Raw genomic sequence first — 24,475 nt, 5'->3', positions numbered from 1 at the left:
CGAGGAGTTCGGTTTCAGTTTAACACAATTTTTCCTGGTCCGACCGCATGAGTCACAAACGCGAAAGACTGATGAACAAAACCTGGCCCACCCAGGCGGACACAGACATCACATGTGAGGGTAAGATGACCAAAGAACATGATCCCAAAGCCAAAACTGCAGACTCCGGATCAGACAATGGTCGCAAGGACCACATTCGCCGGTGGATTGATGGCAAGATGCGACGCTGGATTGGACGCGGTATCGCTGGGGGGCTTGGCTCGACTCTCATGGCGCTACCCGCCTTGGCGCAGGCAACGATAGAAGAGCTTTATGCCTATCAGTTTGCAGAAACGATTCCCGGCGTACAGTCAGTGAAGCTGCTGAAAAACGGGGATGTTCTGCTGAAGATGATTGATGGCAGTACGATGATTGTCGCCGCGGAAAACGTTCAGGTTCTGGACAGTGGCGCGATCATGATCGCCGAAAATGCCGTGAGCGAAATTGCGCAATTCAGTCTGGCCGCCGAAGCAGGTGGTGCCGCTGCGGCGGGCGGCGGCATTAGTGGCGTCGGCGCTGCATTGGGCGGATTGGGCCTGGCTGGCGCCGCCGCGGCGGGGGCCGGCGGCGGGGGTGGTGGAGACGATGGTGATTTTCACCCCTCGCCGCAGGCACCACCTCAGGTTTTGAACCTCGCGCAAGCACAATCCACTGCGCTCAGCAGCACAGAGGCGAATATCAGGGTCCCGGGTGGAACCGAAACAGTGGAACTTACGATCGGGTCTTTGGTCAAATCCGTGCCACTCAAGCCCAATGGAAGTTGGAGCATTTCGCTGACAGCTGTCGAAGCGGCCAGTCTGCCACAAGGTGTTCAGAACGTCACGGTTCGCCACTTGGACAGCGGCGGACAAGAGCTTTCGGTCGAGACTGTATCTTACAACATCGACACAATCCCCCCTACTCTGACAATTTCCGGTTTGTCGGACGGTGTGGTTATAAATGCGGCGGAAAGCGCAACGGATCTGACCGTCTCGGGGACGACAAACGCGGAAAACGGTCAAACCGTGACGGTCACTCTGAACGGCGGCACATACTCAGGCACCGTAGCCGACGGGCAATGGGTCGTCACCGTGCCTGCCAGTGATCTTGCCGCGTTGCCGGATGGGGAAACCATTGTGTTGACCGCAGATGTTTCAGATATGGCGGGGAACCCGGCAGCACAGATCAGTGACAGCATTGAGACAGACTTTACGGCACCGACCATAACTTTGGATCCTCTCCCCGTCGACAAAATCGAATTGGTCGACGTTCAGAACGATATGGAGCTGAGCGGATCGACAACAGCAGCTGATGGCCGGACAGTTTTGGTCGAATTTGGGGGGCAATCCTATTCGACGACCGCCTCTGACGGTAGTTGGAGCGTCACTATTCCATCCGCTGATCTTGCAAATCTGCCCTCAGGTACTCCTGTGTCGGTAAGGGTCGTTGTCAGCGATGAAGCAGGAAACAGTTCGGTTCCGGCAACGGCCTCGGTTCCGGTGGATCTGACTGGCCCCGCAATTTCTATATCGCCCCTGTCGGTTGGGTCCGCCTTAAACACCGTAGACGTTGGTTCGGATTTAACGGTTTCGGGAATTACCGGGAACGTAGAAGACGGCCAGCAGGTAACAGTCATGTTGGACGGTCAGAGTTACACCGGCGCAGTATCCGACAACAGCTGGTCGGTGACCATCCCAGCGGCCGACCTTGGAGCATTGGCAGACGGGGGCACATTCACCATCACCGCAAATGTATCCAATACGGACGGGCTCGCAGCCAACCAGGCGAATGCACCCGTATCCAAGGATGTCACTGCCCCAACCTTGACCATCGACGGATACTCTGATGGTGCCGTCCTAAATGCCGCTGAGCGTGATACGGACCTGACAATCACGGGATCAACTGATGCAGAGGACGGACAGACCGTAACCGTATCGTTAAACGGCCAGGATTATACTGGTACCGTCTCTGGTGGCGTCTGGAGCGCGACTGTACCCGCGGCAGATTTGACGGCACTGTCCGATGGCGCAACAATCCCGGTGATTGCAGACGTGACAGATGCCGCCGGAAACCCAGCGCTGCAGGCAAGCGGCAGTTTTGACACTGATTTCTCACCTCATTCCATCACCATCACCAATTTGTCCGACGGCCCGGTCATGAACTTGGCGGAACGCGGCACGGATCTGACGGTCTCAGGCGCATCGGATGCCCCGGACGGCACCACCATCACCGTGGAAATCGTCAGGGCAGATGGCACTGTAGACCTGAGCAATACCACTACGGTCAGTGGCGGCACCTGGACGTTGGTTTCGCCGGCGGCCGGTCTAAATGGCCTGCAAGACGATGAAATTTACAGTGTGCATGCGTCGGTCTCAGACACGGCTGGAAACAGCGCCAGCGCGAGTGCTGGGTTTAGAACAGACTTCACAGCACCGACTGTGACGATCAACCCATTGGCTGTCGGATCGGTTCTGGATGTCTCCGAAAGGGGAGGCGATCTGTCCATCTCAGGGGCGACATCGGCGGAAGAGGGGCAAACAGTCACTGTCACGTTGGATGGCCAATCGTATACGGGTGTCGCTACTGGTGGCACTTGGTCGGTCACCGTACCCGCGGCAGATCTTTCCGGATTGGCGGACAGTACAAATTTCCCCATTTCGGCAACGGTCAGTGACCTGGCCGGCAATAGCGCCAGTCCAGCTACCACAACGCTCGCTACGGATTTCCGACCGCTGTTAGACCTGAATTCTATAGGGACGAACAACTCAGTTTCACTCGGCGACGCGCAGAGTTCTGGCATTGTTGTATCTGGAACATCCGTTGGCCTCGCCGCTGGCCAAGCGGTGAATGTAACACTCAACAATAACTCTGTCGGCACCGCTACTGTCGCAGCCGATGGCACCTGGTCGCTTGCAGTTCCGGCGTCAGATTTCACAGGTATTTCAGCAGGTGATGACCTGAACTTTCAGGCTCAGGCCACGGTTTCGGGCGGCCCTGATCCTTTACCGGCAACCGGTGAGGCGACTGCGCATGTACCGGGCGCATATGTCATTGCAGAAGCGGATCAGAGTGGTTCGACTATCACGTACCAAATCTTCGCAGACGCTGACCGCGACGTTTCCAGCGGGCTAGCGATGACGATCGAGTTGGGATTTGATCCGTCAGTTGTGACCTTCGACGCCGGATCCGATGTTGGGAACGGGGCTTTCGGTCTGTATCTGTCCAACCCGGTTGGGGGCTCCGTGGTCAACTTTGCAGGTGTCGCGACCAGCTTTACGGATCTGAACCAACCGTTGGTGACATTCACCATGACCGTTCAGGACCCCAGCAAACCGGTTGAACTGTCGCTTACCACCCCGGATGGGGGGCCGACGACCGTCGTATTCGGCACTGATGGAAATGACACTTTGGTCGCCAGCGATGTGGACAGCTTTGTTCGTGGTCAGGACGGCGACGACGCCATCAATGTCTCGGACGCGGGTCGCGACGTCGTTGTGTTCGAAGCCGCCCCTGCGGCCAACGGGGTAGACACGATCACCGGCTTTTCACTCGGAGCGGCAGCGGATGTGGCAGATGCGTTGATGTTCAATGGCCTCGATCACTCTACCTTGCGCGGCGATGGCACGGGCATTGAGACATTAAATGTAGGCGGCGCGGTTGGTGCCAACACGGGCGTCATCGGCTTAACCACAGTTCTGGCCGACCTGTCGACCAATACAATTGAAACTGCAGTCGAAAGTTTGACGGGACTTCAGGCGGGTGACGAGATCTACGTACTCGCGACAGATGGAGACGATAGCGTTCTGGTCAGGGTCGACTATTCCTCCCCGACTGCAGCCACCGTTGAAACCATGGCGCAATTTTCGGGGTTAGACGATCTGAGCGGATTGAGCGCGGACAATATCCTGATCGCCGACCCGACCGGAGCAACGGCTTGATCAAAACATGGACTGCCGTTTTTCGACCGGCAGCCACTCCATACTCAAAGGATCAAACATGGCAGAGAACGGCCTGTTTCCAGTCACATATGAGCGGCACGGTGACAAATACTGGAAGCGTTTTTCATCTTACCACTTTGCGGAAACCCAGCAGGCTTGCTCAATTGTCGAGAAAGAAATTCTGCTCGTCGCGGCCACGTATCCGGTAATGTTTCGCGAAACCGGGGGGGAAATTGAACCTATAGCACTATTGTCATTGAACCCCAACGCGCCAACCCCTTTTGTGTCCGACGATGGCCGATGGCTGGCCGCCTACATCCCGTCTGGGTTGCGGTGCCCGCCATTTCAAGCGGGTTTACCGAGTAAAACGGGTTGTGATCCGCAACTTCTGGTCGATGAATCTTCTGGTCTAGTCACCGATGCTCCGAAGGACGAACCGTTCTTTACCGATGCTGGTGAGTTGACCGCTGAACTTTCAAACGTCCTAAGATTTTTCCAAGCACGAGAGGCCTCGGCCAAGGACATAAGGTCCGTGTGTAACGTCATTCAAGGGATGGGTCTTTTCGAACAAATGGCAAGCTACGATAACGTCGCGCTGCCGGCAGGGTTTCTGGTCCTGGATGCCCGACGCTTGAAGGCTCTTTCGCAGGCAGAGAAACTCGCATTGTTCGATGTCGGTGCAATTCAATTGCTGCACGCCCATCAAATATCACTTTCGCACATTTCTTGGTTGTCGCAGGCGCAAGAGCAGCTGACGAAGCCCAAACTTCAAAGCCAATATACCGAAAATTCAGACATTTCGCGTTTCCTCACCGCCATGGCACACGCGCAAAATGACGAATTTTTCATGGCTGGTGAGGTGTGAAAATGCCTCTGATCTCCTGCAACTCTGGCCTAAAGTATCTTGCCTGTTTGTGTATTCCTTTGATGGCGGCCTGCGCACCTCCACCCGACCTTACGGGCGTAGAGGTTTCTCTGTCAGCAGGTTCTGTCGGGGCTGGCGCGCAGCCCCCCCTTCCACGTCTGACGCAAAGCGAGTTTGGTCAACGGGTGCGGGCGGCTGTCGAAACCAACCCAAACCTCGCACAAAGCGCGACACGACTGGAAATCGCAGACGCTGACGAAAATGCGGCCAAGGGTGCTTTTCTTCCTCGCGTATCAATGGGAATCAATGCGCGATCACAGCGTGTGAATTCCGATATTGCAGACTTCACCCCGTATCTGCGCGTTTCGCAACTCGTCTATGACGGAGGCGCTGCGTCGGGCGAACTGGCTGCGGCTCAGGCTCGCGTCCTCGAAAGCCGGGGCGGTCAACTGCAAACCGCTGCGGCGCTGGCCCTTGCCGCAATCGAAGCGTATGTTGTGGTCCTTGATCGACGCAAGATCCTGGAAATCTCAGCCCAGAATGTTGAGGTGCACGCCGAGATCGTGCGCCAGATCACCGAACGCAGCACGCAGGGCGTGGGCTCAAATGCAGACGTTTTGACCGCACGCTCGCGCATGGCAGACGCGCGAACGCAGCTTGCCGATGCAGAGGCTCGGACAGACAGGGCGGAGGCACAGTACCAGGAAGTCTTCGGACGCCCACCGGGGGCACTTACCGCTCCGGTCGCTGCGCCCAAATTGGCCAGAACGGATTCGCAAATCGTTTTGGACAGCCCACAAGTACGGCGTGCGAATGCCGCTTTGATCGCTGCAAAGGCCGAGCAAACTGCAGCCATTGCGCGGCGACAGCCAGGTGTAGAAATCGCGGCATTTGCAGATCGCGATGACAGCAATGATGCTAATTTCGGTGTCGACCTGTCCGTAAACTATGAACTGGACAGCACCGGTCAACGTAAGGCTGCCATAGCTGCAGCCCAAGCTCAGGTGAAAGAGGCCGAATTCGCCCGTGAGACGTTAATTCGAGAAATCCGCCGCGAGTTAGAGTTCATCCGGTCAGATCAGGACGCGGGAGCGGTTCGCCTGCAAGCGGCTCGTTTAGCTGCCCAGGCCAACGCCGAAAGCGTGGAAGCTGCGCGGGCCCAATTCACTATCGGCCGACGCAGCTTGGTCGAGATACTGGATGCACAGCGAGACTATGTGAACGCGCAGCAAAGGCTGATTTTGGCGGAACAAAGCTTCTTCCTCACAAACTACGCCGCCCTCAGCCTGACCGGGGACATTCTGGATTATCTCGGTATTTCAATTGCAAACACAGGTGAAGATTCATGGCCGCGTTGAACCCTTTGGCACCTAAACAAGAGCTTTCTCCGTTGGAAATTTGCCTGCGGCACGTCGCCTCGCATCTTGGTCGCTCAATCACGGTCGGGGCACTTCACGCTGCGCAATCCGGCACAACAGGTCATTTGAGCCAGCGAGATGCAATTGAGGTTGCCCGCCATGCCGGGTTGCAGGCGGGATTTGGGTCGCGAAGACTTGCGGATTTCGATGACACACTGGTCCCAGCAATTTTTCTGTTGGACGACAATAAAGCAGTTGTATTTCACGGGCGTACCAAGAGCGGCCGTTTTCTGATTTTCGACCCTGAGATGGGTGAAGGCATCGGTGAGGTTGAAGAAACAGTTTTAGGGAAAAGCTACACCGGCTACGCACTTTTGTTTCGGCGCAGCCACAATGAGGAAACACCAGGTCGAAACAGGACCGCATCCGGGCATTGGTTTTGGTCGGCCATGTTGGCAAACCGCTGGTCCTATGCGCAAGTGGTGCTTGCCGCAGCGGTAGCGAATTTTTTGGGTCTTTCCACATCCGTTTTCATCATGGTCGTCTATGACAGGGTTCTTCCGAATGAGGCGACGGAATCCCTTATCGCACTGACCGCAGGGGTTGGTCTTGCCCTTTCTTTCGATTTCGCCCTCAAACTCTTGCGCGCTGGCTTTATTGATCGGGCCGGGCAAAAGGCAGACATGTTTATGGGGCGGCGCGTTTTTGACCAGGTTTTGAACATCAAAATGAAATCGCGGACCGGATCGACCGGTGCTATGGCCAGCACGATCCGCGAATTTGAAACTCTGCGCGAGTTTTTTACATCGGCAACTCTGGTCGCACTCGTGGACCTGCCCTTCATCGCCCTCTTTTTACTGGTCATTCACCTCGTTGGTGGACCTCTGGCGCTGATACCTGCCCTTGCCGTTCCGATTGTTTTGATTGCGGGCCTGGCAGTGCAACCAATGTTATCGCGTTTGGCCGAAAAAAGTTTTGCGGACGGTCAGTCAAAACAATCCGTACTGGTCGAGACCGTTTCCGGTCTTGAAACCATCAAAACAACCGCAGCGGCAAAACAAATGCGGGCGCGATGGGAAGATGCTATCGAGCGGCTGTCCTCCCACGGAATCCGCAGCCGGACAGTTACCCAATTCGCATTGAACCTGACAGGATTCACGCAACAGGCGGCGCAGGTCCTGATTGTTTTCTTCGGCGTGTTCCTGATCACTGAAGGGCAGGCAAGTATGGGTGCGTTAATTGCGTCTGTAATGCTGACTGGACGCGCGCTGGCGCCACTGGGGCAGCTTGCCCAGACACTCACACGTGTGAACCAGGCGCGCAGCGCGTATCGCAATCTGAACGCTTTGATGCAGGCGGAAAATGAGCGGCCCGAAGGACGCAACTGGATCAGTCGACCACATGCAAAAGGCCGCATTTCTTTCAAAGATGTGCATTTTGCCTATCCTGAACAAGCCGATGATGCCCTTTCAGGTGTCTCATTCGACATAGAACCGGGTGAAAAAGTTGCCATTCTGGGCGCGATCGGATCCGGGAAAAGCACCATCGCGCGTTTGATGCTCGGTTTATTCGAGCCGAGGACCGGTTCGGTAATGCTGGATGGGGTCGATATCCGTCAGATTGACCCCGGCGACTTACGTCGCAATGTCGGTTCGGTTTTGCAGGATGTTTGGCTTTTTTCCGGCTCAATTCGCGAAAACATTGCCAGCGGTGCGATCCGGCCCATGGATCAAGATTTGATCAGAGCGGGCCACGTGGCCGGGGTTGAAGATTTTATCGCGCATTGCCCCAACGGCTATGACCAACAACTGGCAGAACGTGGCGAAGGAATATCGGGCGGCCAGCGTCAAGCCATCGCGCTGGCCCGCGCGCTGATTGGACGCCCACCAGTGTTGTTGTTGGATGAACCGACCAGTGCAATGGATGTGAAGACCGAAGCCGAGGTTATCAAGCGTCTGAAACAAGAAACCAAAGACACCACAATGGTTATCGTCACACATCGGACCAGCCTGCTTGATCTGGTCGACAGGGTCATTGTGGTCGAACGCGGCCGGGTCGGCGCAGACGGTCCAAAAAGCATGCTGACCCAGCGCGCGCGCGCAACAGGGAGGCATCTGAATGTCGCGGCATCCTGACCTTGCCATGATGGCAAGAGAAATGCGGGGGAAATCTCCGTTGGGGGGATCTCTCCTGTTGCTTGTTATCCTTGCCTGCCTCGTCTCCGCCGGGCTTTGGGCCTACATGACGGAACTCGACGACGTGACCCGCGTGGATGGCCGGATTGTGCCGTCGGCGGACGTGCAGCTGATTGAGGCAACAGAACCCGGAGTATTACAATACTTGCACGTCGCGGAAGGGCTGGTTGTCGACAAGGGAACACTGTTAATGGAGTTCGACACAACGCAGATCGACAGTCAGTTGAGCCAGGAACAACAGCGCGCATTTGGATTGACGGCTCGTGCCCAACGATTGCAGGCAGAGATTGACGGCACCCAGCTTACTTTCTCAAAAAAGCTCATTGAAGGCGCGCCAGAAGTGGTCAAATCCGAAACTGCTTTGTATCAGGGCCGTCAGGCGGAACTGGCCGCTGAAATTGCCATTCTGGAGCGACAGCGTGAGCTGCGCCAGCGCGAATATGAGGAAGGGCTGGTAGACCAGGTGACAGCCGAAGAGACGCTTGGGATTCTGGCCGAAGAACGCGCCATCATTACCCCCTTGGTGGAAAAACGGATGGAGCCTGCGACAACGCTTTTGTCGCTGCGCCGCAGTTCCGCTGAATGGGAGGGTCGCAAGGTCCGTGCAGTTGCAGTGACCAACAGGTTGAAAACCGGATTGAAAGAAATCGACGATCGTATTCAAGCCGCACATAGCAGGTTCCGGAGCGCAGCGCTCACCGACCTTGCGGTCTCGACAGCCGAACTCGCGGCACTTCGGCCGTCCTTACCGGCCTTGCAAGACCGCGCGGATCGCGCACAGATCAGATCACCCGTGCGTGGAATCATAAATCGCGTTCACCGGACAACGATTGGCAGTTTGGCACGCAGCGGTGAAGAACTGATCGAGATTGTTCCATTGGACGACAGGCTTCTGGTCGAGGCCTATGTTCGCCCCGAAGATATCGCGTTTCTACACGCAGGCCAGCCCGTTAAGGTGAAAATTACGGCCTATGATTTTGCGCGTTACGGCGCGCTGGACGGTGAGATCACCCGCATAGGCGCCAACACGGTGACAAGGCCCGAACGCAATGATGAAGAGGTCTTTGTCATCGAAATCCAGACACGTCACGCTATTTTGGACGCAAGCGGCGTAGCCGTCGAGATCATCCCGGGGATGATTGCGGAAGTGGATATCTTATCAGGCAAGAAAACGGTTCTAGACTACCTTTTGCAACCCGTAATCAAGATCAAAGATCGCGCCCTGCGTGAATAATCAAGCGCTGTGTGAAACGCAGGATCAGCGATTGTACCGCGAGTTTTTTGAGTGAACAAAGTCGGCTTCTTAGAGGGCACACCTATCCCGCAATCTCGGCCAACACCCGAAATCCGGTTGTTGAATTGCTAGGGTAACTGGCGTTTTAGAACTATGTTGGCAACTTCAATTGTAGCGGTTCCTATGTGATCTGACCGTTGGCTGTTTTTCCGGCAGTGTCTGTCCGGTCAAGTTTGGTACAGGAACTTTTCCTTCCAGATCTCTTGCCCTTGATCATGATTTGGAATGGCGTTTGTGGGGTATGGCTGCTCCCGGTACGATTATGGCGGCCTTCGTTCGATCAATGTTCCATGCCCGGCACGATCAAGGGTCCGATTTCGATGACCAGCACCAGACAGATGCCTGTATGCAAAAAACAGTCGTTACGGCAGAATATCTGATACCTTGCTGAATCCCGTCAGATCGAAACCAAAGGAGATTGGATCTCTTGCTGTGTTTTTACTTTCGATCGTAAATTGCTTACCCGCCCGCATCGCAGACATCCACTCTGTTGAGACAGCGGAACGAGCAAAGCAGCCTTGAGCCTCGCAGGTCAGAAACTCCAGACGGGCGACTTCGACGTCATCGACCTTTGCGATCACCCCTTCGGAAAACAGAAGACCAAACGGCAAGGTCAGCACGGCTTCGGTCTCATCTTTCCTCGCAGGCTTCACGAACGCAACGGAGGTAAGCCTCTGGTTGTTTTCGGTCAAAACAATACTCTGGGACATTTCACAGACCAGCTCGGTTCCGTTGCCCGGATTTCCACAATTTACCGACCACGGGAGTGTGCCTTTCTCTTGCGCGGCAAGAGGGTGTGTCAAACCCAGTGAGATTCCTAGCGCGCCAAGCCAAATTTTCATACTGCCGTCCCTCATTGCTCAAAATTGTACCCCAAGGCCCAGACCAACCTGGAGAGCCTTGGCTGAGTCCCCGAACATATGGTCCAGGCTCAGATTGATAAAGCTGCTGTCATCCAACGCATACAGCCCCAATCGCGCCGAAACCAGCCCATGGGCGTCTCCGATAAAGCTGGTATTCGTAAACCCACCATCAGCTGCGCTTGCACCTGCAAAACCGGCGCTTACTGATACTGTGTCGTTCGACGAGATGATGGCGCCGGCGCGGAAGCTTACGCGTAGCTTTTGAGAGGCGCTGAGAATCTGTTCTGTCCCGATCTCAAGCGATGGGGTCAGGGAGTAGATCATCTCGCTATCATCCTGCAGGACGATCCCCGAAAGAGTTGCATCACCGTTGCTTTCTGTCGCCAGACGGGTGGCGTCAACAGCGATCTCGGGTCGCAGATAAGAACTGCCACCGGCAAATCTGTGATCATAGGCAAAACTCAACCGCAGGTTCTGCTGGTTCATCTTGTGCTTGATCGAACTGACGCCAACGGTGTTAACCACGTTTCCGTTGGGCAGCACACCACTGATCCCACCGGACCGGTCGGAGTCATAGTCTGACCAGCCGGCTGACAGCATGGCCGCGAACTCCCACGGGCCGGTGTATTTGGTCAGCGAAGCACCCAGATTGAACCGGTCACCGGTCGCATTGTACTGCGAACCATTCCGCAGGCTTATTTGGTCGTAACCCAACGCGAAACCGGCATAGAGCTCATCCCCAACCGGCAAACGGACACCGGCAGACAGGTTGGTATTGTTGATGTCCAACTCATCGTAGATACCAGTCTGCTCGCGGTCGTAGAAAGACCTTCCTCCGGAGAACCAGACACAATTGCGTGGATCGTCTCCGGCTTGGTAATCGGTAAACCGCTCGCAGTTATGCAGTGCGTTTGCGAATACCCGGGTGCCGTAGTAGGCATCAACTGCATCCGCAGCGTAGTCGGCCACAGTGAATGCACCGATTGCCGCGATGACATCAGCTTCGGAGGTCATGTTCCCGATCAGGGCGAACAACTCACCTTGCGCAGCGGAGCCCTGCCCATTCAGCACCTGGTTGATGTAGTCACCAACGGCCGCCTCGTTCGCGTTCATGTTCGCGGTCGAATAGTCCGGAGTTATCACCAGATCAATCGAACTGCCGTCCGATGTCGAGCCGTTCAAGCCAATCGAGTAATCCAACACTACTGTGTCCTGAATCGTCGTGCCCGCATCCGCAGCTGTCCCATTCGGGTCGACGATGACTAGAGGTAACGCCCGTTGAAGCGTATTGAGCCGTGGTGTCAGTGTGCCGCCCATTGTGGCGTCACCGCTGACATTAACCAGATCGCTATTGCCACCCGATGCACCCGTGGTGAGGTAATATACGTCGAAGGTCGAGGATGCCGTCGCACCAAAGGCTAGGCTTCCCGTCAGGTTCGTGGTCTGGCTGACGTTACCGGTAAAGACAAAGTCACCCGACTTAACAGTCGGCGTCATGTCCGTATTCAGACCCCAGTTCGCCCCTAAAACAAAGTCGCCATTCACTTGCATCAACCCAGAAGCGCCCAGATTGATCGTGTCCAGCGCATAAAAGGCGCCCTGTTCCTCGACGGTCAGACCGTTGGTACCCGCGCCAAGGTCCAGATTGCCCAGTGCCTTACCCGCCAACGAAATCTGTTCATTGCCGTTTCCGCCGTTCACCAACTGGTTATTCCCGGCGAGAAGCACTGTGTCCTTGGACAAAGTCAGCGCGTTGTTCGCGCCGCCGTCCACAACGATTGATGCAATTGCGTCTGCTTGCCCGGTCCCGCCCATGACGACGCCATCGAAGCCAAGCGTGATTGCACCCGCTCCGTCGCGCCCTTCGGATTGGGCCAGAACGCCGATGCCGCCTTCGCCCACGGACAGGATATTGCCATTCAGCGCCATGTCGATGGTGCCACCGGCCCCAGCACCACCCGCAGATCCACGGAAAGCCGAATCCACCATGCCACCACCACCGCCCAGTGACTGCGCCACAACACCAATCGCGTTTTCACCGGTGGTGACGATATTACCGTTTTGGGTGAACGTAATGTCGCCACCGTTACCACCATTAGCAGGCGAGAGATTCACTGTGATTTGGCTTGCATCCAAATCTGTAGAGACAAGACCGCCGCCGCCGCCTATGCTTTGGATTACGAAACCATGAGACCCAGAGCCGCTGGTGGTGATGCCCCCGATATTAGTAAGACCAACAGTTCCGCCGTCACCGGTTGAATCGTCTTGTGCACCCAAAGTTACATCCAAACGTCCTAGTCCAGCAACAACGACCTCACCGCCACCCGCACCAATGCTTTGAACACTCTGACCAAATGACCGATCACCCGTAGTGGTAATGTCTCCGTCCAGAGAGAGGTCGATATCACCGCCGTCATTGCGGAAACTTGGGTCGGAACCCAGGATCACCGAAGCAGCTTTGTTTGTATTCGCGGTGCCAGCGCTGTTCAGCACAAGCTTACCACCGCCGCCTCCGATAGACTGCGCTGCACCCGCCGAGGAAAATGCGCCGTCTGTGCCCACATCTCCGGTCCGGCTGCCGGTCACGTCGCCGCCACTGGCGTCATCCGTGTTAATCGCACCCAGACGTGCGGTGATGTCGATACCGTCACCGTCCTGAACATTGACGTTGTTCGCTGATATACCACCACCACCGCCAACGCTCTGCAGCATCAAGCCGGTCGAGCGGTCGCTTGTCGTCGCGATATTGCCTGTATGTGATTGCGCGACCTGACTGCCAGCCATGTCTGAAACTTCATCGCCACCCAAAGAGATGTCGCTGATATAGGAAGTGCCGGTTCCTCCAGCGCTGGCAGTTTCGGTTGTGAAATCGACTGATGTTTCGGAATTACCACCACCGCCATTCACGGACTGAGCGAAAATAGCCTCGCTACCTGTCCCATTCACAAGAATGTCCCCGGTCGAATTGACGGTAACGGTTCCAACGGACCCATTGGCACCCTCACGCGCACCAAGCAATTGCGAAACCGTGTAGTCCAGCGCCGAGACAAGAGGGGATGACACCGAATATCCGGCATTTCCGCCGCCGCCTCCAACAGATTGCGCAAAGATGCCAAACCCGTTTTCTGCATTCACGACAATCGCGCCTGTATGGTTGACTGTGACGTCTCCGCCATCTGAGCCGTCCCCGCCCGATCCGCCGATGGCGATCTTCGAATAAGATTTGCCCGTCATGGTGTTCTTGAGGTCATTTACATCCATCGCAACAGCCAACCCGCCATTGCCGCCACCGCCGCCAACGGATTGCGCCATGATGCCGTATGCACCCGCGCCATCAACGCGGATGTCACCGCTGTTTGTTACGACCACGTTACCGGCGATGTTGCCGCTGCCTCCGGAACCGCCAATATTCAACTGCGCGGTCGGAGAACTGCTGTCGCCCGTCTTCAGTCGCAGCGTCCCAGTGATCGAACTTCCACCATTGCCACCACCACCACCGATGGATTGGGCGAAGATACCATGCGCGGCTTCACCAGTTGTCACGATCGTCCCTGCGTTGGTCACCAAGACGTTGCCGCCCGTGCCCCCAGTACCACCCGATCCGCCAAGACCGAATTGTAGTGCCCGCCGCGTGCTGGCCTCAGCCCCGCCATAGCGCCCGTCGACCGAGATCGTAGAGCCACCATTGCCGCCGCCGCCACCGACGGACTGCGCAAGGATGCCATGGCTCTCCTTACCGGTGGTGCGGATAGTGGCATCAGCTTCATTGACGACAGTTACGGTGCTGCCAGACCCGCCAGTGCCACCCGTGCCACCAATCAGAATGGCATTTGTCGTTGCTCCGTCCGAGGACCGGCCCAGAATGATGTTGCGCACCTGTTGCGCATCGCCACCCCCACCGCCGACGGACTGCGCGTAGATGCCAATGGACTTGTCGCCCGTCGTCTGGATTAGGTCCCGATTTGTGACGGAAACCGCTGCAGACACTGCTCCGGTTCCGCCAGTGCCACCAATGGACAGCGTCGCTGTGTTCCCGATGTCTTTGCGCAAGCTGATAATGCGGTTTTCAACCAAACCACCCATACCGCCACCGCCGCCAACGGATTGAGCGAAGATGCCATGAGCCATCGTGCCCTCGGTCGTGATGATCCCATCGCTGACTACGGTCACGGTGTCCGAAGTCATGCCGTCGCCGCCTGTGCCGCCGATGTTAACCGAAATTGTCGTGCCGACCGTCGACGGATTGACCACGGCTTTGATGGTGTCGAGGTTCGATTGACCCGCCTGAACCATGCCGCCGGTGCCACCCGCGCCACCGATAGATTGCGCCATCAAACCGACGGAACGATCACCGAAAGTCGCAATTCGCGCGGTGTTGGACACGTCGACTTTGCCGCCTACACCACCTGTGCCTCCTGTGCCGCCAATGGAAAGCGCAACAGACGTACCCTTACCGGCTGAATTGCTGGCCTTGCCACCATTGCCACCGCCACCACCAACGGACTGGGCAAACACGGCGTGAGCATCCGTCCCCTCAGTAACGACTGTTCCGGCGACAACTGTCGTCACATCGCCCGCTTCGCCACCAGTGCCTCCTTCAAGCCCGACTGACAAGCTGGCTTTGTTGCCCTTGCTGTCGCCGGTCTTGGGCGTACCTATGCTGACTGATGTCGAGGACGAATTGCCGCCGCCGTTACCGATGGACTGGGCGAAGAAGCCGTATGAACGGTTACCAGCAGTGCGGACGATGCCATTCGAGCTTGCATAGACATCGCCACCGCTTCCGCCGGTACCACCGGTCCGACCGATTTGAATATTCACGTTGCCGCCATCTACAGATGTCGAGGCAGAGTTGTAGCCCGCATTGCCGCCGCCGCCGCCAACGGATTGGGCAAAAAGGCCATGAGAGTCCGCGCCGCTGGTCGTGATGTCCCCGGTATTGCGAACATCGACCGAACCGCCGATACCGCCCTCACCCGTACCGCCACCGACAGCCAGGCCAAAGCCCTTGTTGGTCGCGTCTGAGGCCAGTTCGTACGTCATACCAAGGTTCAAAGCCGCGTTGCCGCCGCCTCCACCAATGGATTGACCAAAGACCCCGTGGCTGCCGTCCTGCAGCGTAACGATGTCACCATAGTGATCGATATCCACGGTGCCGCCGTCCCCGGCCGTTCCAGCATCACCGCCTATGGCGATAACAGCCGACACGCCGGTTTTATTGCCGGAGGAGTCGGCAGGGTTCACCTTGCCCTCCAACTCATCGAGAACGGCGTTGTAGTTGGCAATTACCGAGTCATCGACGCCCGTGTTGGTGGGCGTTTTCCGGTCAGTTGAATCGCCGGTTCCGCCATTGCTCTTGCTTCCGGTGGTTTTACTGATGCCCACAACCGCGTTGATACCGGCATCACCGCCGCCGCCGCCAATGCTTGAGGCTTCGATCCCGTGCGAACCGGCACCGTCAGTCGTGATGGTACCCGCAGCCGCAGCCGCGGATCCACGCGCAACCGTGACATCGCCTGCATCGCCGCCGCCACCGCCAAAGCCGCCGATACCCATAGCAATTGGCGAGCTGTCTTTCGTGCCGACGAAGGTCGCATTAATCCCACCGGTGCCGCCGCCGCCGCCTATGCTTTGGGCAAAGACACCGCGCGCGTGATAGCCATTTGTCGAAATGTTTCCAGATTGCGTAACTGAAACATCACCAGCATCCGCGCCGGTACCGCCGTGGCCACCCAGACCGCCCACAATGCTCAGATCGGTTTTACCGTCGGAGTTGTTAGAGTCGCCATAGTTCAGCTGTCCGGTCACGTTCAATGCGCCGTTACCACCACCGCCAGCGATGGACTGTGCCAAAACACCGTGCTTCCAGTTACCTGCCACCGAAACGGTGCCGGTATGGCCGACGGTCACATCACCCGAAACATTGCCGTCGCCGCCAAAGCCGCCGACGCCAAAGGTAACCGAAGGGATCTTGCCATCTTTGCTCAGCGCAATACCGCCCGAAACGTTCAGACCGCCGTTACCACCCCCGCCGCCAATGGATTGTGCCATCAGTCCAGCTGAACCATCGGTATCTGGTTTTTCCTCGTTAAAAACTCCCATATCGATGAACAAACGTTCGAGCCCGAAGGACGAGGCCAGCTCTTCGGTGTCGTCGACAATCGTGTCGCCGAGGAAATCGCGCAGCTTGTCTTCAAATGTTGTCGTATCGGGAATAGAGATATCGTCCGGGTTGGTTGTGACTGTGATGTCAGCCTGCGACGTGACCGTGACGTCTCCTGCCTTGCCGCCGTCACCGGCGAAACCCCCAACACCAACAATCAACGAGCTGTCGGATACGATACCACCCGACACATTCAGGCCGCCATTGCCGCCACCGCCGCCAAGGGATTGGGCCAACAGACCGGATTGGCCGGTTCCGTGCGCCCTGATCGTGCTGCCTGCGCCGATATTCACATCGACATTCCCGGCATCACCGCCGCCGCCGCCGAACCCACCGACGCCCACGACCACCGCATAGGACTTGCTGCTGTCCGTTTGGCCCGCACCTGGCTTGCCGCTGATCGCGATACCGCCGGAGACATTGGTGCCGCCATTGCCACCGCCACCGCCCAGCGATTGCGCGATAATACCGCTGGCGCCTTTGCTTTGGTCGACGGCAAATGTGCCGTCGGGTTGCCTGACCATCGGAACGGCCTGAACATTGCCGGTGTAGTCCAGATCAACATTGCTGGCATCGCCACCCGATCCGCCAAAGCCGCCAACACCAGCCGCGACCGAAAAGATTGTGTCCGACCCCGAGGGCTTTGTCAGCGCCAGAGAGCCCGAAATATTCACGCCGCCTGTGCCGCCACCACCACCGAGGCTCTGCGCAAATACGCCATGTGACCCGTCGCCAGCCGTGACTACATCACTTTCCACATCCAGTGTTACCGCCCCGGCATCGCCGCCGCCGCCGCCAAAACCGCCAAGGCCCAAAGTCACCGCCGCACCGGATTTACCTGTCAGATTAACGGCACCCGAGACGTTGAGGCCGCCATTGCCGCCGCCGCCGCCAACGGATTGCGCCATGACACCGATACTGTCCGCCCCTATTGTGACCACCGAGGTTGTGCCACTGCTATCCGTGCTGGACCGCAGGGTGCTGATCACGTCACCGGCGTTACCGGCCCCGCCCCCGAAGCCACCCACGCCCAGACTGACCGAGCCGCCATTTTCCTGACTAATGCCCAACGAGGCCGAGATATTCGTGCCGCCATTGCCGCCACCGCCACCGAGGCTCTGTGTCAGAATACCTGTGCTGCGATCGCCGACGGTGCCAACACCGCCCGTAACAGTCGACTGAACCAGGGCACCGGCATTTGCGCCGCCGCCACCAAAGCCGCCTACGCCGATACCCACGGCCGCATTGGCCGACCGAGACAGGGACAACGCGGCCGAGATGTTAGTGCCACCATTGCCGCCGCCGCCGCCAAGGCTTTGTGTCAGAATCCCGACCGAGTCGTCTCCTGTTGTTACAACACTGCCGGTAACTTGTTGCGTTACATTGTTTGCATCACCACCGTCGCCACCAAAGCCACCAACACCAATCCCGAGACCGCCTGAATAGTTGCTGGCCACCGAAATCGCGCCGGAAATATTCGTGGCACCGTTGCCGCCGCCGCCGCCGAGGCTTTGGGCAATAATACCAGCCGAGCGTGTGCCCGAAGTGCTGACATTGCCCGAGAACGTATTGTCGACGGCCCCACTGGTACCGCCGCTACCGCCAAAGCCGCCCACTCCGATTCCTGCAGCACCGGACCCTGTGCGCGCAATGCTGAGCGCACCCGAGATGTTGACGCCGCCATTGCCACCGCCTCCGCCAACAGACTGAACCAGAACGCCGGTTGCGTTTTCACCGCTGGTGGTAACGTCGCCGGTAACCGAACCAGTGGCCGCACTTGCATTACCGCCGTCACCGCCGGATCCACCGATACCAACGCCAATAGCGCCGCCGCCGGTGCCCGAAATATTCATGGCCGCAGAGACATTCAGCCCTCCGTTACCACCGCCGCCCGCGGCGGACTGGACCAAAACACCGCCCGAATTGTCGCCGGCCGTTGTGACATCACCCACAACCGTGCCGTCGGCCGTATTGGCATCACCGCCACTACCCCCGCTGCCGCCAAGCCCGACAGACGCACCACCGCTGCCGGTTCCGGCAACCGTGACTGTGGCAGAGACGTTCATGCCGCCGTTGCCGCCACCGCCGCCAAGGCTTTGAACTATGAAACCGCCGGACTCGTCCCCTTGCGTCGAAACGTTGCCGTTCAAAGAGGCCTCAGCCGTTCCTCCGTCGCCGCCCGTTCCAGATGCGCCGCCCAGACCAACGGATGCGCCACCCGATCCCGTACCTGCCGCGGCAACCGCGACTGAGATGTTCATTCCGCCATTACCACCTCCGCCGCCGACGGACTGCGCCAGCAAACCGGTCGAGGTTTCGCCCAACGTCACAAGGTTCCCGGTCACGTTTGCGGTTACCGCTGAGGCATCGCCGCCGCCGGTTCCCCGACCACCTAGCCCAACGGCTGCTGCGCCAGAACCTGTGCCCGCGCCGCCAACTGAAGCCGAGACATTGAAGCCGCCGTTACCGCCGCCGCCGCCGATGGATTGGGCAACAACCGCGCTCGATTGCGCGCCTTCGGTTTGCACACTGTTCGCAACGGTCAGACCAACGACACCGCCGGTGCCGCCGCTACCGCCAGACCCGCCCAGTCCGACACTGATCGCGCCTGACCCGGTGCCCGCACCTGCCAAGGCAGGTGAAATGTTAAAGCCACCATTGCCGCCGCCGCCACCAACGGACTGTGCCAGAATACCAACTGAAGCATCTCCCTTGGTCACTACGTTGGCCGTTGTGCTCGCGGTTACCAGGCTGCCGTCGCCGCCGCCGCCGCCTGAACCTCCTAGCCCAACCGAAACTGAACCCGCTCCGACGCCTGCACCTGACAGGGTTGGCGAGACGTTAAAGCCGCCGTTACCGCCGCCACCGCCAAGGGACTGCGCCACAAAACCGCCAGAGGCAAAGCCGTCGGTCAGAATGGTACCGTTCGACGTCAGTGTCACGTTGCCGCCATTGCCGCCAGTGTCGCCTGACCCGCCGAGCCCGACGCTGACGGCTCCGCTACCAGTTCCTGCACCTGACAGAACCGGAGAAACATTGAACCCGCCATTGCCGCCGCCGCCGCCGATGGATTGCGCCACTACGCCCGAGGACTGATCACCACGGGTTTCGACCGAATTGTTCGAAGTTGCGATGACGGTGTTGCCATCTCCCCCGCCAGCACCATCGCCGCCAAGGCCAACCGAAACTCCGCCCCCGCCAACGCCAGATCCCTGGACCGAAGCACTGACGTTGAACCCGCCATTGCCGCCGCCGCCGCCGATGGATTGGGCCAGAAACGCCGTCGCCGAGTCGCCCTGAGTCAGGATTGTCCCGCCGGAGGTCAGAGTGACCGCGCCGCCATCGCCGCCTCCAGCTCCGTCGCCGCCAAGCCCCACGCTAACTGCACCGGACCCGACACCGGCGCCTGCGCCTGTGCCCGAGACGTTGAAGCCGCCATTGCCGCCGCCGCCGCCAATGGACTGAGCGACTACGCCGGACGACCTGTCCCCAGCCGTTACGATTGCATCCGTGGTTGTCAGATTTACCGTGCCACCAGTTGCACCTGTGCCGCCGCTGCCGCCCAGCCCAACTGAAACGGCACCGCTGCCCACACCCGCGCCCGCGAGTGAGGCGCTGACATTAAAGCCTCCATTACCGCCGCCGCCGCCGACGGATTGCGCCAGAACCGCTGTCGAATCCGCACCAGTCGTGCTGACAGTTCCGGTAACCCGACCAGTCACTGAACGACCGATCCCACCGCCGGACGCGTCGCCGCCCAAGCCAACCGTAACCGCGCCGCCACCAGCGCCTGCACCGGCTACCCCGGCGGTTACGTTGAAACCGCCATTGCCGCCACCGCCGCCGATAGATTGGAATACGACACCGCTGGAATTGTCGGAAAGCGTGGTCACGTTGCCCACGACCTGTCCTTCAACAATGCCGCCATTGCCACCTGTTGCACCGCCTCCGCCAAGTCCGACACCAATCGAACCAGCGCCTGCACCGCCAGCGGCCACACCGGCCGTCACGTTGAAACCGCCGTTACCACCGCCACCGCCGATGGACTGGATCACAACACCTGTCGAGCGCAGACCTTCGGTGCGGACATCACCGTTGACAAGAACACCGGTCACGCTGCCGCCGATACCGCCGCTGCCGCCTTCGCCGCCAAGCCCGACACCAACGGTTCCTGCACCGGCTCCGCCTGCGGCCAGACCCGCGGCGACACTGAAGCCGCCATTGCCGCCACCGCCGCCGATGGACTGAACTACAACAGCACCAGAGTCATCGCCCCGCGTTGTGACGTTTGCGTCAACCTGTGCGGTTACTGCGCCGCCGTCACCGCCACCGCCGGCTTTGCCGCCAAGGCCCACACTGACAGACCCAGCAGCCGCCCCGCCAATATCGGCGCTCGCGCCGACGCTGTAGCCGCCATTGCCGCCGCCGCCACCCACGGACTGTGCGACAACACCGCTGGAAAATGCTCCCCTGGTTTCGATGTTTGTCCCGCCTGCAATCAGGGTGACGTCGCCGCCGATCCCGGCACCGCCGCCATCTCCGCCAACACCCACGTTGATCCCAATTGCCGCCACGCCGCTTGCGCTGACACCGGCTGCAATACTGCCACCGCCATTGCCGCCGCCGCCGCCAACGGACTGTGCGATCAAAGCACTCGAACTGGTTCCCGTCGTTGTGATGTCAGCCTTGGTATAGACCTGCACATCGCCGCCGTCGCCGCCACTGCCAGCCTCACCGCCGATACCAACAGAGACATTGCCGGAAAACAGCGCCGAGGCACCACCGGTTGCCGCCACAGCCAAGCCGCCATTACCACCACCGCCGCCAACGGATTGAAACAGCATACCGGTCGAGCGGTTGCCGGTTGTGACAACGGTGCCTTCAAACCCCGCAGCCGTCGGAGAGCCACTGCCGTCAAACTGGCCGACCGTGACCGTGCCGCCTTTGCCACCCGTGCTACCATCGCCGCCGACACCAACTGCCAAAGAGCCCGAAACCGGGCCGCCAGACACTGCAACAGAAACCGCATATCCACCATTGCCGCCTCCGCCGCCAACGGATTGCAGCATGACGCCAATTGCATCGTCGCCACCGGTCTGCACAGATGCAGACCCGCTGCCGCTGATTGACACATCGCCGCCGTCGCCGCCACTGCCGGCCGAGCCACCAACCGAGACCGAAGCCGCTCCAAAGGCACCGACCGCTACTGAAACAGCGCCGCCGCCATTGCCGCCACCGCCGCCGACGGATTGTGCGAACACACCAGTGGAGCGATCGCCTGAGGTTTGAATTGCAGATGGCTGACTGCTGTCGGTGTTCGACAATGTGACGTTCACGTCGCCGCCCTTGCCTCCGGACCCGCCATCGCCGCCGATGGCAACGCCCACGAATGCGCCGACCGCTCCGGAAGAACCGCCATTGCCGCCACCACCGCCGATGGACTGGGCCAGAATGCCCATCGCATCGTCTCCGGTCGTGGTAATGATCCCGTCATTGACGATGGTCACAGTTGATCCAGCGCCACCGCCGCTGCCGTTTCCGCCAACGGATACCATTCCTGCGGACGAGCCACCGTCGCCGCCACCGCCGCCAATCGACTGAGCGATGATTCCGCGCGCGCCGTCGCCCCCGGTCTGGATTTGTCCGTAGTTACTGACGCTTACTGCAGCTCCTGTGCCTCCTCTTGACCCGGTGCCACCGATTGCGACCAACCCGTATGAGTTCGCACCCGTGCCACCACTGCCGCCAATAGATTGCGCCATGACCCCATCGGCACCTTTGCCTGAGGTCAGAATGCTGCCGCTGCCCTGAACCGTCACGCTAACGGCGCTGCCGCTGCCACCATTCGATCCGACCCCGCCCAGAGACAGCGAAACCAGGCCACCACCTGTTCCGCCAGACCCACCGCCGCCGCCAATGGACTGCGCCACAATCCCGCGCGAAAAGTCTCCCTGTGTCTCAATGGCGCCAGCATGGGAAACCGTGACCGTCCCGCCGTTACCGCCGTTGTCGGCACCGCCGATCAAGGACACCAATAGGTTGCCGCTGGTCCCTGCGGACCCACCCGAACCCCCAATCGACTGTGCATAAATCCCGTTCGCATAGTCGCCGCTTGTCAGAATGCTGCCGGTTGATGTGGTATTGACTGTCACAGCTCCGCCGCTTCCGCCATAGCCGCCGTCACCTGAAGATCCTACCAGGCCCCACTGCGCGCCGCCGTTGCCACCATTGTTCGAAACGCTCAGGGCATAGATACCATCGGCGGAATCTCCGGACGTCGAAATCTCACCTCTCTGCGTGACGGTCACATTGCCGCCATCCGCTGAATGCCCGCCAGTACCACCGCCGGGGGCGGCGAACCCGCTGCCGCCATTCCCAGCCTCGCCACTTCGACTGAATGCGAAAATGCCGTAATTGCCACTGCCCGAGGTTTGGATTGTGCTGCTGCTGGACTGTGTTGCGTTGACGGTGCCGCCCTTGCCGCCATCGCCGCCATCGCGTCCGTCCCAGAAGCTCAGGTAGGAGTCACCACCATTGCCACCATCGCCGCCGACGCTGCCGACCTGCCACCCTATGTTGCTGGTGGCGTTGACATCACTGCTAAGGGTCTTTGTTTGCGTCGGACCAGTTGCGCCATTGCCGCCTGAGCTAGGCGGTACAACCAACGCGCCGTCACGGCCATTGCTCCCATCCTGACCATAGACAACTTGGTTCACGCCGTTCGGTCCCGACACATCTTCAGGTGGTGTCACCGCACCTGGAGTCCCAGAGCTGTTGAAATTGCTATTGTACTGCGACAGCGTCAATTGAGTGGACAAACCGGCCGTACCGGATGCTCCGGAATTGCTAATTTGAGCCGTTGTTCCTGAAATGGATACAATTTCGAATGCTAGCGGAGGATTGTCGGAATTGTAGATTGTGTCCCCGGCATCTTTGACTAGGAAAACGTATCCATCTGCTGTCTCTACAAATGCTGTTGTTCCGGCTGTGGGCGTCGAGGCCGGGTCGACAATCAGTGCGCTGACAGTGGTATCCATACCTGTCACCGGGTTGGCCACCGTGTCGCCTACTTTCGAGTCTGCCGTGGGCGCTGCGAATAAAGGTGTTGAAATTAAAGTATAAAAAGAAACAGCCAGCAGCAAACTTGACTTCTTGGACACCCTTGCACCCCACATACGACTTAGTCACAACACATGGGGGCAAACCGCGTTCGCGCAGAACGGCAACCTACAATTCGAATTTCCCCATCACATATCGGAATAAAATAAACACAAGATTAAGGCGATAATTCGAATTAAATTCGCTCTGTTGGAGTTACTCCGCGCTCATTGCCAAAATGCAACATTGAGTCTCAAATCATTACTAAAAATTTATCGGAAGTGTTTTGCACGCAAAAACCCCTTTCTGACACAATTCACGACGGAGATTCACTCTAAGAAATCAGCAGGGCAACTCGGTCGGTGCCGTCACGCTGACCGTCGTTTAGTTGCACATGTTGGCAATTGTGCATTGATGACTTCGATGAATTTTTCGTTAGTCTGCTACTTGCGCTATCGATTGCCTCGTTAGGACAACACTCACACGGTGTGGCTCTCTTTTTTGCTTCAATTCGAGCCTGCGTGAAGTAGAAGAGATGATACTACGCGTAACCAGCGCGCCCTTGCGATGTCTTGAATAATGAAGTTGTTATGAATCCCTCCGAACGCAATTACCGGCTTTGGCGCGTGATCGATCAGGCTGGAGCGTTGCGCTGGCCTAAGGTGATATACAGCTTGAAACCC

At 58.5% G+C, this 24,475-nt stretch carries 7 protein-coding genes; 5 read left to right on the top strand and 2 right to left on the bottom strand.

The genetic code is table 11. The annotated features are described in order from the left end of the window. Positions 1–71: 71 nt before the first annotated feature. From AC2FI9_RS17155 to AC2FI9_RS17135, 5 genes are read left to right on the top strand one after another with little or no spacing between them, the layout of a single operon-like run. A complete protein-coding gene (locus tag AC2FI9_RS17155) occupies positions 72–3,956 on the top strand; it encodes an Ig-like domain-containing protein (RefSeq protein ID WP_496769303.1) in 3,885 nt (1,294 codons plus the stop codon). 58 nt (positions 3,957–4,014) lie between these two features. Further along, on the top strand, positions 4,015–4,821 hold the full coding sequence (locus AC2FI9_RS17150; protein ID WP_496769301.1) for a SapC family protein: 807 nt from the start codon (positions 4,015–4,017) through the stop codon (positions 4,819–4,821). A 2-nt stretch (positions 4,822–4,823) separates the two neighbouring features. Continuing rightward, positions 4,824–6,179 (top strand): TolC family protein, encoded by a 1,356-nt coding sequence (locus tag AC2FI9_RS17145; protein ID WP_496769299.1) that lies wholly within the window; start codon positions 4,824–4,826, stop codon positions 6,177–6,179. Then, entirely contained in the window at positions 6,167–8,314 is a 2,148-nt protein-coding gene (locus tag AC2FI9_RS17140) for a type I secretion system permease/ATPase (RefSeq protein WP_496769298.1), read from the top strand. The genes AC2FI9_RS17145 and AC2FI9_RS17140 overlap by 13 nt, the downstream gene beginning before the upstream one ends. Continuing rightward, positions 8,298–9,608, top strand: coding sequence for an HlyD family type I secretion periplasmic adaptor subunit (locus AC2FI9_RS17135; RefSeq protein ID WP_496769295.1), 1,311 nt, complete (start codon positions 8,298–8,300; stop codon positions 9,606–9,608). The genes AC2FI9_RS17140 and AC2FI9_RS17135 overlap by 17 nt, the downstream gene beginning before the upstream one ends. A 422-nt stretch (positions 9,609–10,030) precedes the next feature. On the opposite strand, the gene AC2FI9_RS17130 is transcribed toward AC2FI9_RS17135, so the two are convergent. Both AC2FI9_RS17130 and AC2FI9_RS17125 read right to left on the bottom strand, forming a co-directional pair. After that, the gene (locus AC2FI9_RS17130; RefSeq protein WP_496769293.1) at positions 10,031–10,510 is read right to left on the bottom strand and encodes an invasion associated locus B family protein; all 480 of its coding nucleotides are present in this window, start codon (positions 10,508–10,510) and stop codon (positions 10,031–10,033) included. 18 nt (positions 10,511–10,528) lie between these two features. Beyond that, a complete protein-coding gene (locus tag AC2FI9_RS17125; protein ID WP_496769291.1) occupies positions 10,529–23,731 on the bottom strand; it encodes a hypothetical protein in 13,203 nt (4,400 codons plus the stop codon). Positions 23,732–24,475 lie beyond the last annotated feature (744 nt).

Source organism: Ruegeria sp. CDSA246, assembly GCF_059611225.1.
The sequence above is the reverse complement of the archived record's forward strand: the minus strand, read 5'-3'. Positions and strand labels throughout refer to the sequence as shown.

What these genes read in the sequence shown, in the direction of transcription:
- AC2FI9_RS17125 (WP_496769291.1), bottom strand. Translation starts at nt 23,731, where the DNA reads ATGGATACCACTGTCAGCGCACTGATTGTCGACCCGGCCTCGACGCCC.
- AC2FI9_RS17130 (WP_496769293.1), bottom strand. Translation starts at nt 10,510, where the DNA reads ATGAAAATTTGGCTTGGCGCGCTAGGAATCTCACTGGGTTTGACACAC.
- AC2FI9_RS17150 (WP_496769301.1), top strand. Translation starts at nt 4,015, where the DNA reads ATGGCAGAGAACGGCCTGTTTCCAGTCACATATGAGCGGCACGGTGAC.
- AC2FI9_RS17155 (WP_496769303.1), top strand. Translation starts at nt 72, where the DNA reads ATGAACAAAACCTGGCCCACCCAGGCGGACACAGACATCACATGTGAG.
- AC2FI9_RS17135 (WP_496769295.1), top strand. Translation starts at nt 8,298, where the DNA reads ATGTCGCGGCATCCTGACCTTGCCATGATGGCAAGAGAAATGCGGGGG.
- AC2FI9_RS17145 (WP_496769299.1), top strand. Translation starts at nt 4,824, where the DNA reads ATGCCTCTGATCTCCTGCAACTCTGGCCTAAAGTATCTTGCCTGTTTG.
- AC2FI9_RS17140 (WP_496769298.1), top strand. Translation starts at nt 6,167, where the DNA reads ATGGCCGCGTTGAACCCTTTGGCACCTAAACAAGAGCTTTCTCCGTTG.